Raw genomic sequence first — 15018 nt, 5'->3', positions numbered from 1 at the left:
CCAGCAGGGTCTTTTTTATTGCTTAATTTTAAAGGTTTTTGGTGCAAATTTATATATTAAAAAACTTGCAAGCCCTACAAAGGCAACCATAAAAATTGAAATTATTAACATAAATTTAATCTCTCCAATTTTTGTTGCCAAAGCTGGAAGTCCAAATATAAAAATATAATACAAAAATATATTCATTAAAACTAAAACTACAGATTTTTGTTTTCCTTCCTTGTCAAAGGGTTGGATTATATAATATTGAAACAAGGGCAAAACTGTAAAAAATATTGCATTTAACAGGATATAAAAAATCGGCAATAATAAATTTAAATCAGTTTTAATCAAAAATTTTATTGCAAATCCAATATAAATTACAAACATAGCTCCCATAGGAATAAGCATAAGTTTAAAAATCGAATTTAATCTTAGCCAAAACATTTTCAACAAATTCTTATCTTCCCTATAAAAATTGTAATACAAAAGCGAAGAGTCGCAGTTTTTATAAAATGCCATTAGTATTATATCTTGTTTAAATAAAATATATGAAATTATTGGAATTATAAATATTAAGATTTTATAAATTTCTTTTGCCTTCATTGTAAGGCTTGATGCAAATAAAAATCCACCAATTCCTATAATAAGAAAAATTCCACTTTTTATTAAAGTTGGCTTTAAAAGATGTCTTTTGTGTCTTTTAAAAAATATCTTATTTAGATAGACAAAGCCTTCTCCCTTAATATTTTCTTTTTTATTTATATCTTTATTTTCAATTTTTACTACACCATCTTGAATATTTTTCGCATCTTTAACCGCAATTTTATATACATTTATTGTTTTTTCGATTATTTTGTCATAGCCCTTGAAATTTTTAAAATATTTCACTGCAAATGGAAATAAACTTAAATTAATAAAGAAAAATCCAAGACTTAGGATTTTAAAATCAAACTTTATAACAAGAGCTATCAAACTTATTAGCAAATCCAAAATTAAAATCAAAATGATTTGTAAAAAAGGTCTATCTTCAAAAAATGATTTTTCTCTTTTTTCATATATTTTTGTCCAAAATCCTGTAATATTTATATTATAAAAATAAATACCAAGACTAAATAAAAATGTATAGATAGGATTAATATTTGCAAATATTTTTCCAAAAATCACAAATCCCAAAGTTCTTCCAATAAAAATTAAAAATGGCTGTAAATACAAAAATATGTGCGCCAAATCATTTGGAAAAAAATTAAAATTTTTACTTAAATCTGAAAATACATTTCCATTATCTGTTAGCATTGATGATGTAATCATATTTGTTATATAAAAAACAAAAGGAATACAAGTTAGAAGAACTGCTCCCAGACTTAAATCAAAATTTTCCCTAAAAAATAAGGGAGATTTATCAGAAATTTCAAATAAAAATTTTAACATAGTCCTTGAAATTATTATTGCAAATCCAAAAGTTAAAATCGATTTGATAAATTGCCAAATTATAGAAAAAATCGGAACAAATGTATTTACAATTTCTTTTAAATCATAAAAATAATACTTATCTCCCAAGTGCTTTCCAATTATTGGAATTTTTCTTATACCGTAAACCATTCCATTAAAAACTTTGGTGATCTTTATTCTTTCAATTAATAGAAATTTTGAAAAATACCTACTCATCTTTATCACCCAAATTTTCATCATCTAAATTTATATCAATATTTTCAATATTTTTGCTTGTCAAAAGCTTTATTATTTTATCTTCAAAATCCTTATCTTCTGAAACCTTTTTATCAACTTTTTGTAAATTTTTGTCATGGAGAAGAACAATATCATCGCAAATATCTTTTGCTAGTTGCAAAATATGGGTTGAAAAAATAATTATATGGTCTTTGTGAATATCTCTAATTATTTTTTTCATTTCAAGTTGAACAACTACATCAAGACTTGTAAGCGGCTCATCCATCAAAATTACCTTTGGTTTTAAAATCAAAAACATAAGCATTTGAAGTTTGTTTTTCATTCCCGTTGAATAATCTTGAATTAATCTATCGGCATCTTCCATGTCAAAATCCACAAGAGAAAAATATTCTTCGACAGACTTAAAATCTTTTATTATTTCTTTGTTTGCCTCTACAAAAAATTTTATAAATTCTCGCCCTGTAAGAAATTTGGGAAGATCTGGCTCTGCCACCATAAAAAATACATCCCTAAAATCAAGTTCTTTCTTTTCATTTTCATCAAGAAGAAAAATATTTCCAGAATCTTTTTTTATTTGCTCACTAATCAAAGAAAAAAGTGTAGTTTTTCCTGCACCATTTCTTCCCAAAAGGGCATAAACAACCCCCTGGTCAAAAGTGTAATCTATATTTTTCAAAACTTCTTTTTTGCCAAATTTTTTGGAAAGATTTTTTATTTCAAGTTTCATAAGAACTCCTTTAAGAAAATTTATATTTATTTTATTAATAATATTATTTATTTTATCACTAATCTTTTTCATTATAACAAAAAAATAAGCAAGTACAAAACTTGCTTTTTTACAAAAATTATGAAATTTTTCCATCAGAAATTTTCAAATCTTCTCCGTCATGGTTTATTATAGTTTTTATGGCAATATTTATTGCTTTTAAAGAATTTTCCAAATCCATTGAAGGTGTGTTCGCTTTATTTAAAACTTGTTCTGGTAAATATGGAATATGGATAAATCCTGCTCTTATATTTTTATATTTTTTTGCCAAATACAAGGCCTCATACATCAAATGATTACATACAAAAGTTCCTGCTGAGTTTGAAATTTCTGCTGGAATTTTTTCTTTTTTATCTCTTCTACAATTTTTTTAATTGGAAGATTTGAAAAATAAGCATTTTCTCCGTCTCTTCTTATTTTTTCATCAATCGGTTTTTTACCATCATTATCAGAAATTCTTGCATCATCAATATTAATTGCAATTCTTTCAACAGAAATAGAGCTTCTTCCTCCAGCTTGCCCAATACACAAAATTACATCTGGCCTTATTTTTTTAATATTTTCTTCCAAAATTTCTCCTGATTTTTTGAAAACTGTTGGAATTTCTATTTTAAAAATTTGGGCGCCTTCAATTTTTTCTTCAACTTTTTTAACAAGTTCAATTGATGGATTTATTTTTTCTTTATCAAAAGGATCAAATCCTGTAAGCAATATTTTCATTTTCTACCCTTTCATAATCAATCTTATCAATTTTTTCTATATATTTTACAAAATCTACCATTAGGTTGACTCCTCTTAGCATATCTTTTTCGTTAATATCAAATTCTTCGCTGTGATGGCTGTCTTTTAAATTTGAGCCTAAAATAAAATGAACTGTCTTGCCACCAGCTTTTCTCACTTCATTTAATAAATAAGCAATATCTTCAGAGCCTTTCAAATTTGCATCTACAAGTTTGTAGGATTTTTCTTTATAATAATTTCTAAGATTTTTTATAAATTCTTCATCATAAGAAATAAGTGATGGAGCTTGTCCCTTTATTTCTATTTCATAAGAACAATCATAAGAGATAGCTGAGCCTTCAACGATTCTATTTACTCCATCGTATAAATAAGAAATTATATGATCATTTTCTCCCCTAATCTCCATTTCGATTTTCGCCTTATTAGCTATTATATTTCTTCCACTTCCTGCATTTAATTTCCCAACATTAATTCTTGCCTCTCCCATAGAATGTTGAGCAAGACTATTAAAATTTAAAACTGCACTTGATGCAGCCAAAAGTGCATTATGACCTTTTTCGGGACTTGCTCCAGCATGAGATGCCTTGCCTTTAAAAATAATATCAATTTTTTTTGTAGCAAGAAATCCATGACTTCCCACACCAATTTCTCCACTTTTTACGTCCATTCCAATATGCATGCCCGCCAAATAATCAAGTTTATCTATAATCGGATTATTCATTAGAGAATAAGCTCCTCTTACTCCTTCTTCTGCTGGTTGAAAAATAAAAATAATTTTTCCTTTTAATTTTTTTATATTTGATGCAAGAATTTTTGCAAGCTCAATCCCAATTGACATGTGAGCGTCGTGACCGCAAGCGTGCATGGCAAAAGAATTTTTTGATGAAAAATTTAAAATATTTGGCAAATGTCCAAGTGAATTACTTTCGCAAAGTTCATTTGCATCTATATCAAATCTAAATCCAATATTTGGTCCAATTTTTTTCGTATCCAAAACAGCGATAAGACCTGTGTAAGAATCCAAAATTTCTTCCTTTTTTTCTATATCAGAAATAGAAATGGAATTTTTATAAGACTCTAGAATTGATTTTTCTGGAAGTCCCATCCTTTTATTGAAATAAATTTCTTTTCCATAATAAAGGTCGAGATTATAATTTTTCAACTCTTCAATAATTTTTGCAGTAGTCAAAAATTCCATCCAAGCAGGTTCGGCATATTTGTGAAAATGTCTTCTTAATCTAATAAGCTCTTCTTCAATCATTTTATTTCCCTATTTTAAAAATCATTTTTTCCTATCACATTAAAAAAATGAGCCTAAACTCATTTTTTAAAAAACATATCAATATCTTCAAAAACTTCAAATCTTTCATCTTCATTTAAAACTTCATGTTTCATGTGATCGTAAGTTTTGAAATATAAATTTTCGTAACCAATAGAAGATAAAATATTTTTTGTATTCAATAGTCCCTTATCTCCACCAGTAACGTCATCATCAACTCCATTAAATGAAGCTATTTGTAAATTTTTATTTTTTAGCTTAAATTTATTTTTCTTGTTTAAATTATTTACAAGAGTAAACAGGCAAACATTACTTCTTGCCAAAAATCCTTCAAGGCGCATTGGGTCATTGTTTTTAATCTTTACATTTTCTTCATTATAGGAAATCCAAGATGGATCTTTTGATGAAATTCCAGAAAGTTTATCAAGAATTTTAGATTTTCTTTTTTCTCCCAAATAAAATGTTACAATATTTCCAATAAAAATTCCAAGACTTGCTATTGGAATATAAGCTACAGTTCCTGTCAAAACTAATTTATCAATTGTATCATCATATTTTTGCAAATAATTTCTACAAATCAAAGATCCCATAGAATGACCTATCATATAAATTTTTTTGTCCTTGTAATACATTCTAATATATTTATTTATAACAAATTGATCGTCAACAAGCTCATCTTTTTCCTTAATAAATCCAGAAGGATGATTTTCAGAAATAGATTTTCCATGTCCCCTATTATCAGAAATGATAACAGCATAACCTCTTTCATTTAAAAATTTAATAAAATGCAAATAATTAAGTGAATGTTCAAGCATACCATGAACAATTTGAACAACAGCTTTTGGATTTTCAACATCAAAACGGTTAGCATAAATATCAAAACCATCAGAATTTGTCAAAATCACCTTACACCTATTGTCATTAATCATACTTTCTTCTTTGATAAAAAATCTTGAACCATTTTTTAAATCAAGATAAGTTTTTTTCCTATACAAATAATAAATTTGAGGAAGAAAAATCAAAAACAAAATCAAAATAAAATATTTCATCTTAACTCCTTTTTTTCACATTAAAGGCAGTATCTCCCCTGCCCAAATCTTTCACATCAAATTCAACCCTTGCACCATTTTCTATAGTTTTATATTCTTTGTCAGAAATTATTTCAGAATAATGGAAAAAATAGTCGCCACTTTCTGATTCTATAAAACCAAATCCTTTTTTCTCATCAAAAAATTTAACTTTTCCTTCCATATTCACTCCTTTTTAGCCTTAAACAAAATTCTCAAAGTATCATCTTTGATTTCTTGCATTGTATCTTCATCAAAAATTTCAATTTCAGAAAAATTATTTTCTTTTAAAACTTTTTTCATAAAATCTACAGAATAAATTCTTTCAACTTGATTTTCAATAATTCTTTGGTAAGTTCCGTCCTCATTTTCAACAAAAAAGTTTAATTCCATATCAATTATATCGCCATCTTTAATATTATCCCAAGTATAAAAAATATCTTCATACTCATAAATATAAGATTTTGAGCCAAAAACTTCTTCCATTTTATATTCTGAATTTATATCAAAAATCAAAAGTCCACCTTTTTTCAAATTTTTATAAGAATTTTCTATTAATTTTTTCAAATCTTTTTCATCCAAAATATAATTTATAGAATCAAGCAAGATTACAATTAAATCATAGGAATTTTCATTTTGAAAATTTACCATATTATAATTATACAAAGATACATTTTCTTCTTGAAATTTTTTCGAAAAAACTTCAAGCATAGATTTTGATAAGTCTAAGGCGTCAATTTTTTCAAAAAAATCAAAAAAATGATTGGTTAGCATGCCCGTTCCGCATGCTAACTCTAACATTTTTTCTTTTTTATATTATTTTTAATAACCAAAGATTTTATATTTTCTGCATATTTTTCATAATCAAGGTCAAAAGATAATTTATCATAAATATAAGCAAAATCTTTATACATTATTTATCTTCTATTTCCTTGTAAGATTCTTGAGTTTTTTCAAGTAAGTCTTTATATTTTTCTAATTTTTCACGTTCTTCATTTACAACTGCTTCTGGCGCTTTTGAAACAAAGCCTTGATTGTTGAGTTTGCCCTCAGCTCTTTTAATTTCGGATTCTAATTTTTTGATTTCATCTTTTAATCTTTTTCTTTCCTTATCATAATCAATTAAATTTTCTAAAGGAATATAAATTTTAAAATCATTAAAAATCAAACTAACCGCATCTTCAACTTCTTTATCTTCGCTTATAATTGAAATCTCTCCAGATTTTGAAAGATTTACAAATTGTCCCTTCAAAATTTCTAGGAAATTTCTTGTATTTTCATCAGATGAGTAAATTATCAAATCTTGTCTTGTTTTTGATCCAAGATTTAAAGTTTGTCTTTGATTTCTTATAGCTTTTATAGCTTCAATTGCTCCATCAACAACCCTTGCCTCGCTATCAAAATTAAAATCATCCCTAACTTGTGGCCAAGATTCAACTATAAGCATATCTTTTTTATTTGGTAATTGCTTATAAATTTCTTCAGTAATAAATGGCATAAATGGATGAAGAAGTGAAATCATATCTTTTAAAACATAAAGCAAAACTTTTTTAACTGTAGCTTTTTTATTTTCATCATCAGAATTTAATCTTTCCTTGGCAAATTCAATATACCAATCGCAAAATTCTTCCCAAATAAAATCTTCAATTCTGCTTGCAGCAAGACCAATTTCATATTTATCAAGATTTTTAGAAACTTCTTCAACAACATTGTTTAATCTTTTTAAAATCCACTTATCTTCAAGACTTAAATCTAAATTTTTAAATTCGATATCATCATTTTCATCAACGTTCATCAATACAAATCTTGTAGCATTCCACAATTTATTGGCAAAATTTCTGCTTGCTACAATTCTTTTTTCATCGTAACGCATATCATTTCCAGGAGAATTTCCTGTAATAATTGTAAATCTTAAAGCATCTGCTCCGTATTTATTTACAACATCAATTGGATCAACTCCATTTCCAAGAGACTTACTCATCTTTCTTCCTTGTGGATCTCTAATTAGTCCTGTGAAAAGTACGTGGTCAAAAGGAGTTTTATTTGTATTGTAAAGTGAAGAAAATACCATTCTTATAACCCAGAAAAATATAATATCATAACCTGTTACAAGAATATCTGTTGGGAAGAAATATTTATAATCTTCAGTTTCTTCTGGCCAACCTAAAGTTGCAAAAGGCCAAAGAGCTGATGAAAACCAAGTATCTAGAGTATCTTCTTCTTGAGTGACTTTTTTCCCATCCAAATATCCATTTTCATCTGGATCATCTTCCGAAACAATAATTTCTCCATCTTCTGTATAGAAAACTGGAAGTCTGTGACCCCACCATAATTGTCTAGAAATACACCAATCTCTAATATTTTCTAGCCAATTCATGTAGGTTTTTCCCAAAGAATCTGGGATTAAATTTAAATCTCCATTTTTATAAACTTCGATTGCATCCTTTGCCAAATCTTCCATTTTAACAAACCATTGTTTTGAAATTAATGGTTCAATTACAACATTTGTTCTTTCACTATATCCTACTGCATGCTCAATTGTTTCAGTTTTTACCAAAAGATTTTCTTTTTCCAAATCTTCAATAATTAGTTTTCTAGCATCATACCTATCAAGACCAGAATATTTTCCATACCCTTCTTTAATTTTTGCACCTTCATCAATAACTACGCATTGACCAAGCTTATGTCTTTTTCCAACTTCAAAATCGTTAGGGTCATGAGATGGAGTGATTTTTACACAACCTGTACCAAATTCCATATCAACATAAGAATCTTCAATCAAAGGAATTTTTCTGCCTACAAGTGGCAAAATTAAATTCTTCCCAATTTTATCTTTAAACCTTTCGTCTTCTGGATTTACAGCAACAGCCAAATCTCCAAGCATTGTTTCAGGCCTTGTTGTAGCAATTGTTATAAAATCATTACTATCTTCAAAGAAATATTTTATATACCACAAATGTCCTTCTTGGTCTTTGTGATAAACTTCTGCATCAGAAAGAGCAGTTTTTGCTTCAGGATCCCAATTTACAATTCTATTTCCCCTATAAATTAATCCCTCATCATACATTTTTTTGAAAACTTTTCTTACAGCTCTTGTAAGATTTTTATCCATAGTAAAAGAATCACGATCCCAATCGCAAGAAACTCCTACAGTTCTTAATTGTCTTTTGATTGTTCCACCGTATTCTTCTGTCCAATCCCAACATTCTTCCAAAAATTTATCACGACCAAGTTCATCTTTTGATTTTCCTTCGTTTTTTATTTTTTCTACAACTTTTGCCTCAGTCGAAATAGATGCGTGATCTGTTCCTGGAATCCAACAAGCTTCATAACCTTGCATTCTTTTATATCTAATAATAATATCTTGAATTGTATTGTTTAGGGCATGGCCCAAGTGTAATTTTCCTGTAATATTTGGTGGTGGCATAACAATAGTAAATGGTTTTTTATTTTCATTAACTCTTGCCTTAAAATATCCACCTTCTTCCCATTTTTTATAAATTTCTTTTTCAAATTTTTGTGGTTCGTATTTTGTTTGCATAATTTCTCCTTATTTTCAAAATATAAAATTAAAAATAAATAATAAAAAAAGTAACACAATTCTCAAGGACGAGATTATCGCGTTACCACCTATCTTCCTTTTTTTAAAAAAAGGCTCTTATTTGCATTCATGCATGCTACATTAAACTATTTCAAAACAACCTTCATAGTTTCAATTTAAAGACTTTCAGCATCCGTCTTCTCTCTAAAAAATTTCCCCTACTACTCCTTTTTGTCAAAGTTTATTATTCAATTCTTTTTCTTATTATATTTTAAATTATTTTTTTGTCAATTTCACTTGTAAAAGTTAATGTTGAAAATTCAAATAATATATTTGTAAAATATTAATAATTATTAGTTTTAATGATTGAAAAATGTTTTCAGCTCTTGGATTTTTGATTAAAAATGCTATAATATTAATAGAATCTTATATTAAAGAGGTGACAGGATGAAGCTTAGTGTAAACATTATCTCTGACACAAGTGGATACGCTACAGAAAAAATTGTAAAAGTATCTCTTAGTCAATTTAATGTTGAATCAATTACAAATATATATCCAGATGTAAGAGATATAGATTCTCTTAAAGATATATTAAATTTTATAATTGAAACTTGCGATAATTTCATTATCTATCACTCCTTTCAAGATTCAAGGATGAATGTTTATATCAATGATTTTTGTGAGCTAAATAATATTACTTATGTTGATATAACCGGCTATTCCATAAGGACTATTTCTAAAAAACTTGAATTAGAACCAAAATATGCTTTTTCTGAAGAGTCCCTTTATGAAACTGACCGATTTAAAACATTAAATTCATTAGATTTTGCCATCAAATATGACGATGGAAAAGATTTTAGGTCACTTAAAGCTTGTGATATAGCAATAATTGGAGTATCTCGTTCTTCTAAAACGCCATTATCAATTTATATGGCAAGCAAGGGCTATAAAGTTTGTAATATTCCTATACTTTTAAATACTAGCCTGCCCGATGAACTTTTTGAAATTGATAGCAAGAAAATATTCGGTCTAACTATCGATAAAAATATTTTAAAGTCTTTTAGGGAAGAAAGACTTAAAAGTTTGGGCTTATCTGGAAAAAGTCAATATTCAGATATAAGAGCAATTCAAAAAGAATTGGACTATGCCAAAGCGATTATGGAAGATTTAGATTGTGTCATGATTGATGTTACATATAAATCTATAGAAGAAACGTCTGATATAATAATTAATCATATTAACAGTAGGAAAGGGGAAAAAAATGACTGAAAAATATGTTTACAATTTTAACGAAGGCGACAAGGACATGCGCTCTTTGCTCGGTGGTAAAGGCGCAAATCTAGCAGAAATGACAAATATGGGAATCAATGTCCCATACGGTTTTACGGTTACAACTGAAGCATGTGCAAGATTTTACAAAGAAGATCAAAAAATCTGGGAAGATCTTAAAAAAGAAATTACAAATCACATCAAAGATTTAGAAGAACATAATGGAAAAACTTTTGGTTCAACAGAAGATCCACTCCTTGTATCTGTAAGAAGTGGTGCTCCAATTTCTATGCCAGGTATGATGGATACAATTTTAAATCTTGGTTTAAATGATGATGCTGTTATAGGTCTTAGCAAAAAAACAAACAACGAAAGATTCGCTTACGATTCTTACAGAAGATTTATTCAAATGTTTGCTGATGTAGCAATGGGAATCAATAAAAATAATTTTGAAAAGGTTCTTAGTGCAAAAAAAAGTTGAAAAAGGCGTAACAGAAGATACTGAACTTGATGCTAACGACTTAAAAGATGTTGTAGAAAAATACAAAAAAGTTTATAAAGATATTGAAGGAGAGGATTTCCCTCAAGAGCCAAGAGAACAATTAGACAAAGCTATTACTGCTGTATTTGCATCTTGGAATAATGAACGTGCAATTTTATATAGAAGATTAAATGATATTGATGATTCTATGGGAACTGCTGTAAATGTTCAATCAATGGTATTTGGAAATATGGGAGAAACTTCTGGAACAGGTGTAGCTTTCTCAAGAAACCCTGCAACTGGTGAGAATAAATTATTTGGTGAATATTTAATGAACGCTCAAGGCGAAGACGTTGTAGCTGGAGTTAGAACACCAAAAGAAATTGCAACATTAAAGGATTCATTACCAGAAGTTTTTGATCAATTCCATGATACTGCAGAAAAACTTGAACAACATTACAAAGATATGCAAGATATGGAATTTACAATCCAAGAAGGACAATTATACTTACTTCAAACAAGAAACGGTAAAAGAACTGCTCATGCTGCAGTAAAAGTTGCAGTTGATATGGTTCATGAAGGACTTCTTAATGAAAAAGAAGCAGTTTTAAGAATTGATCCTAAAGATCTTGATGGTCTACTCCACCCTACACTTTCTCAAAAATCTATAAAAGAAAATAAACCTGTTGCTAAAGGTCTTGCAGCAAGTCCAGGAGCTGCTGTAGGTTACATTGCATTTACTGCAAAAGAAGCTAAAAAAAGAGCTGCAAAAGGTATAAATGTAATCTTAGTTCGTGAAGAAACTTCTCCAGAAGATCTTGAAGGAATGGTTTCAGCAGTTGGAATTCTTACAGCAAGAGGCGGAATGACAAGCCACGCTGCTGTAGTTGCTAGAGGAATGGGAAAATGTTGTGTATCTGGTGCTCATGAAATATATGTAAATGAAGATGAAAGATTCGTAAGAATTGATGGCAAAAAATATTCAGACCAAGATGTACTTTCAATAGATGGTTCTACTGGAAATATTTACGTTGGAGCTTTAGAAACTGAAAATCCAAAACTTGAAGGTACATTTGGAGAATTCATGAGCTGGGTTGACAAATATCGTGATATGAAAGTAAGAACTAATGCAGATACACCTCACGATGCTAAACAAGCTTTAGAATTTGGTGCTGAAGGAATTGGTTTATGTAGAACTGAACACATGTTCTTTAAGGCTGATAGAATTTTCCAAGTTAGAAAAATGATTTTAGCTCACAATTTCGAAACAAGAAAAGAAGCTTTAGATAAAATTCTTCCAATGCAAGAAGATGATTTCTATCAAATTTATTCTCTAATGGGCGAAAGACCTGTTACTGTAAGACTTCTTGATCCACCTCTTCACGAATTTTTACCAAGAGGACAAGAAGAAATTAGAACTCTTGCTGAAGATTTAAATATGGAAATATCTGAAGTTAAAAAGAGAATCTTAGATCTTGAAGAAGTAAACCCAATGCTTGGATTTAGAGGACTAAGACTTGGCGTAAGATATCCCGAAATTTCAAAAATGCAAGCTCGTGCTATAATTCAAGCTGCAATGCATTGTCATGAAGATGGAATTAATGTTGTTCCAGAAATAATGATTCCACTTTCATCTGATGTTAAAGAACTTGCTTATGTAAAAAATCAAGTAAGAGAAGAAATTGAAAAAGTATTTGAAGAAAAAGGAAAGAAAATTGACTACTTATTAGGAACAATGATTGAAATTCCTAGAGCTGCTATAACAGCTGATCAAATTGGAGAAATTACTGACTTCTTCTCATTTGGTACAAACGACTTAACACAAATGACTTTTGGTCTTTCAAGAGATGACGCTGGTAAATTCTTGGATCTTTACTTAGACAAAGATATCTTTGCAAAAGATCCATTCCAAGTTCTAGACCAAAAAGGTGTTGGTTTCTTAGTTGAAACTGCTGTTGAACGTGGTAAAAAAGCAAATCCAAATCTTCACTTAGGAATTTGTGGAGAACACGGCGGAGAACCTACTACTGTTAAATATTTATATAATGTAGGACTTGATTATGTATCATGTTCTCCATTTAGAGTTCCAATTGCAAAACTTGCAGCAGCTCAAGAAGCAATTGAACATCCAAGAAATAAATAATTTAAAAATTAATACAAAAATACCAGAGTTTTAAAACTCTGGTATTTTTGATTCATCAAGAAGGATAATATAAATCTAAATTCGAAAATTTTCATTTTCTACATTTTGTCTTTTATTATTTTTTCTATCATTTCTTTTACTTCTTTGTATTTGTCTTCTTTGTCTATTGCTCCTACTATTGGATCTCCAACTATATTTCCTTCGCTATCTACAAGGATTGATGTTGGATATGACATTATTGTTTCTGTGTATTTTTCAAGTTCGCTATCTTTGTCTATAGTAATATTTTTGTATTTTGCTCCTTGTTTTTCTAGGATTTTTTTAGCTTCTTTTATTGTATCTTCCTCACCTACTTTGGCTTCTGAATTTATTCCTATTACTTGTCCACCTATTTTTTCTATTTCATCATTTAATTGTTGTAATTTTGGAAGCTCTCCTACGCATGGTGCACAGCCGTTAAACCAGAAATTTACGAGTGTTAATTTTTTATCTTTGAATATGTCTTTTGTAACATCATTTCCATCAAAATCTTTTGAATTGAATGTTGGGAATTTTTTTAATTCTTTTGTTGAAACTGCTCCATCTTCCTTTTTGTTTGATGAGCTTTCGTTTCCTGCTTTTAATTTTGTAATTTCTTCTTCTAATTTTGCAATTTCTTCTACGTCTTTTGTCAAAAGCTCATAGTCTTCTTTGGATAATTCATCTTTTGCTTTTTCTACTAAATCTTTTAAATATGCATCGTATCCTTTATCTTTATTATCTTCTGCACTTGACTTATCTGCTTTTGAAAATGCTACTTGCCATTGCTTATCGTGTGAAGCTAAGATGTCATTTTGTTTTTTCATCAACTCGTCAATTTTAGCTTTATTATCGTCCATCTTATTTGAATTATTTGAATTACTTTCAACTTTTTCTACTGATGAAGGATTTGAGTTCATATTGTCTTTGTTTTCTTGTTTTGAACAAGCTGTTAATGCTAATACTAATGTTGCTGATAATGCTAATACTTTTACTTTTTTAAATTTCATTTTTTTCTCCTTTAATGTCTTCTTTTAAATTTTCTTTTTTATTTTCTTCTTTTTTCTTATCGAGTCCAAATTGATATTTGAGGGCACAGGTTGGACACGATGTGATACACATTCCACACCTTATACATTCGGTATGGTTTTGGTCTTTTCTAACGTCTACATCCATTTTACAGGCTTTTACGCATTTTTTGCAGGATATGCACTTGTTGTTGTCAAAATTAATTTTGAATAGGGATATTTTATTAAATAGGGCATAAAATGCTCCCAAAGGGCAAATCCATTTGCAAAATGGTCTAAAAAATATTATTGATAGGATTACAGTTATTATCAAAATTGTAAGTTTTAGGTTAAATAATGAACCTAAGCTTGCTCTTATTGATGTGTCTACTAAGGAAAGCGGGATTGCTCCTTCTAGAACTCCTGCTGGGCAAATATACTTACAAAAATATGGATTGCCCATTCCCAATTCATTTACTACAAGAACTGGCAAAATAATAACGGCAACTACAAGTATCAAATATTTTATGTATCTTAATGGTTTTAATTTTTTTGTTGAAAATTTTTTGCATGGAATCTTGTGTAAAATTTCTTGGATAAAACCAAATGGACACAAAAATCCACAAACTAATCTTCCTACCATTACTCCAACAAAAATCAAAAATCCGCTTATATAATAGGAAAATTTGAATTTTGATGAGCCAACTACTGCCTGATATGCTCCTATTGGACAAGCTCCTGTTGCTGCTGGGCAAGAATAGCAATTAAGTCCAGGAACGCAAATCTTTTTTATATTCCCCCTATAAATTACTCCTTTTAAAAAATTAGGAAGGTGAATATTTGTCATAAGACTTGCTAAAATTTGGATTAGCCACCTAAATTTTGCTATAGTTTTTGATCTAATCTTATCCAATTCCAACACACTCCAGACATAATTTTATCGCCTTGCTAAAAACCGTATCTACTTCTCCACGGAAGGCTCCATAAGAAATAAAACCTATTGCAAGGATCAAAAATCCTATTTGTATATTTTTCTTT

11 protein-coding genes and 2 pseudogenes are annotated in these 15018 nt (G+C 28.8%); 2 read left to right on the top strand and 11 right to left on the bottom strand.

Features of this window, described 5'->3' with window-relative positions; translation table 11 throughout:
* Positions 1-15: 15 nt before the first annotated feature.
* From HGAG_RS00450 to HGAG_RS00415, 8 genes and pseudogenes are all read right to left on the bottom strand, one after another.
* Positions 16-1647, bottom strand: a complete 1632-nt coding sequence (locus tag HGAG_RS00450; protein ID WP_019117445.1) for a hypothetical protein — start codon at positions 1645-1647, stop codon at positions 16-18.
* Positions 1640-2395, bottom strand: coding sequence for an ABC transporter ATP-binding protein (locus HGAG_RS00445; protein WP_026074020.1), 756 nt, complete (start codon positions 2393-2395; stop codon positions 1640-1642). Before HGAG_RS00445 ends, HGAG_RS00450 begins: the two co-directional genes overlap by 8 nt.
* Positions 2396-2513: 118 nt before the next feature.
* Positions 2514-3154, bottom strand: a pseudogene (gene pcp, locus HGAG_RS10285) (pyroglutamyl-peptidase I).
* Positions 3129-4436: an amidohydrolase gene (locus HGAG_RS00435; RefSeq protein ID WP_019117443.1), complete on the bottom strand. Its 1308-nt coding sequence runs from the start codon at positions 4434-4436 to the stop codon at positions 3129-3131. Before HGAG_RS00435 ends, pcp begins: the two are co-directional and overlap by 26 nt.
* 59 nt (positions 4437-4495) lie before the next feature.
* Positions 4496-5503, bottom strand: a complete 1008-nt coding sequence (locus HGAG_RS00430) for an alpha/beta fold hydrolase (protein WP_019117442.1) — start codon at positions 5501-5503, stop codon at positions 4496-4498.
* Position 5504: 1 nt separating this feature from the next.
* Positions 5505-5705: a cold-shock protein gene (locus HGAG_RS00425; protein ID WP_019117441.1), complete on the bottom strand. Its 201-nt coding sequence runs from the start codon at positions 5703-5705 to the stop codon at positions 5505-5507.
* A 2-nt stretch (positions 5706-5707) separates the two neighbouring features.
* Entirely contained in the window at positions 5708-6322 is a 615-nt protein-coding gene (locus HGAG_RS10280; RefSeq protein ID WP_244263781.1) for a class I SAM-dependent DNA methyltransferase, read from the bottom strand.
* Between the two features lie 112 nt (positions 6323-6434).
* Positions 6435-9062, bottom strand: a complete 2628-nt coding sequence (locus HGAG_RS00415) for a valine--tRNA ligase (RefSeq protein WP_019117440.1) — start codon at positions 9060-9062, stop codon at positions 6435-6437.
* Positions 9063-9509: 447 nt separating this feature from the next.
* Here HGAG_RS00415 and HGAG_RS00410 point away from each other — a divergent pair, with 447 nt between their 5' ends.
* Together HGAG_RS00410 and ppdK are read left to right on the top strand one after the other, a co-directional pair.
* On the top strand, positions 9510-10331 hold the full coding sequence (locus tag HGAG_RS00410) for a pyruvate, water dikinase regulatory protein (protein WP_019117439.1): 822 nt from the start codon (positions 9510-9512) through the stop codon (positions 10329-10331).
* Positions 10324-12955, top strand: a pseudogene (gene ppdK / locus HGAG_RS10275) (pyruvate, phosphate dikinase). Before HGAG_RS00410 ends, ppdK begins: the two are co-directional and overlap by 8 nt.
* 98 nt (positions 12956-13053) lie before the next feature.
* Here ppdK and HGAG_RS00400 read toward each other — a convergent pair.
* Genes HGAG_RS00400 through HGAG_RS11560 form a run of 3 tightly spaced genes read right to left on the bottom strand, consistent with a single transcriptional unit; the run spans position 13054 to position 15008 of the window.
* The gene (locus HGAG_RS00400; protein ID WP_019117438.1) at positions 13054-13983 is read right to left on the bottom strand and encodes a TlpA family protein disulfide reductase; all 930 of its coding nucleotides are present in this window, start codon (positions 13981-13983) and stop codon (positions 13054-13056) included.
* Positions 13973-14899 (bottom strand): 4Fe-4S binding protein, encoded by a 927-nt coding sequence (locus HGAG_RS00395; protein ID WP_019117437.1) that lies wholly within the window; start codon positions 14897-14899, stop codon positions 13973-13975. The genes HGAG_RS00400 and HGAG_RS00395 overlap by 11 nt, the downstream gene beginning before the upstream one ends.
* Positions 14886-15008, bottom strand: coding sequence for a CD1871A family CXXC motif-containing protein (locus HGAG_RS11560; RefSeq protein WP_425277031.1), 123 nt, complete (start codon positions 15006-15008; stop codon positions 14886-14888). Before HGAG_RS11560 ends, HGAG_RS00395 begins: the two co-directional genes overlap by 14 nt.
* Positions 15009-15018: the final 10 nt, after the last annotated feature.

It is taken from the genome of Anaerococcus obesiensis ph10, assembly GCF_000311745.1.
Lineage (GTDB): Bacteria > Bacillota > Clostridia > Tissierellales > Peptoniphilaceae > Anaerococcus > Anaerococcus vaginalis.
This window is presented reverse-complemented; position numbering and strand designations above follow the sequence as displayed.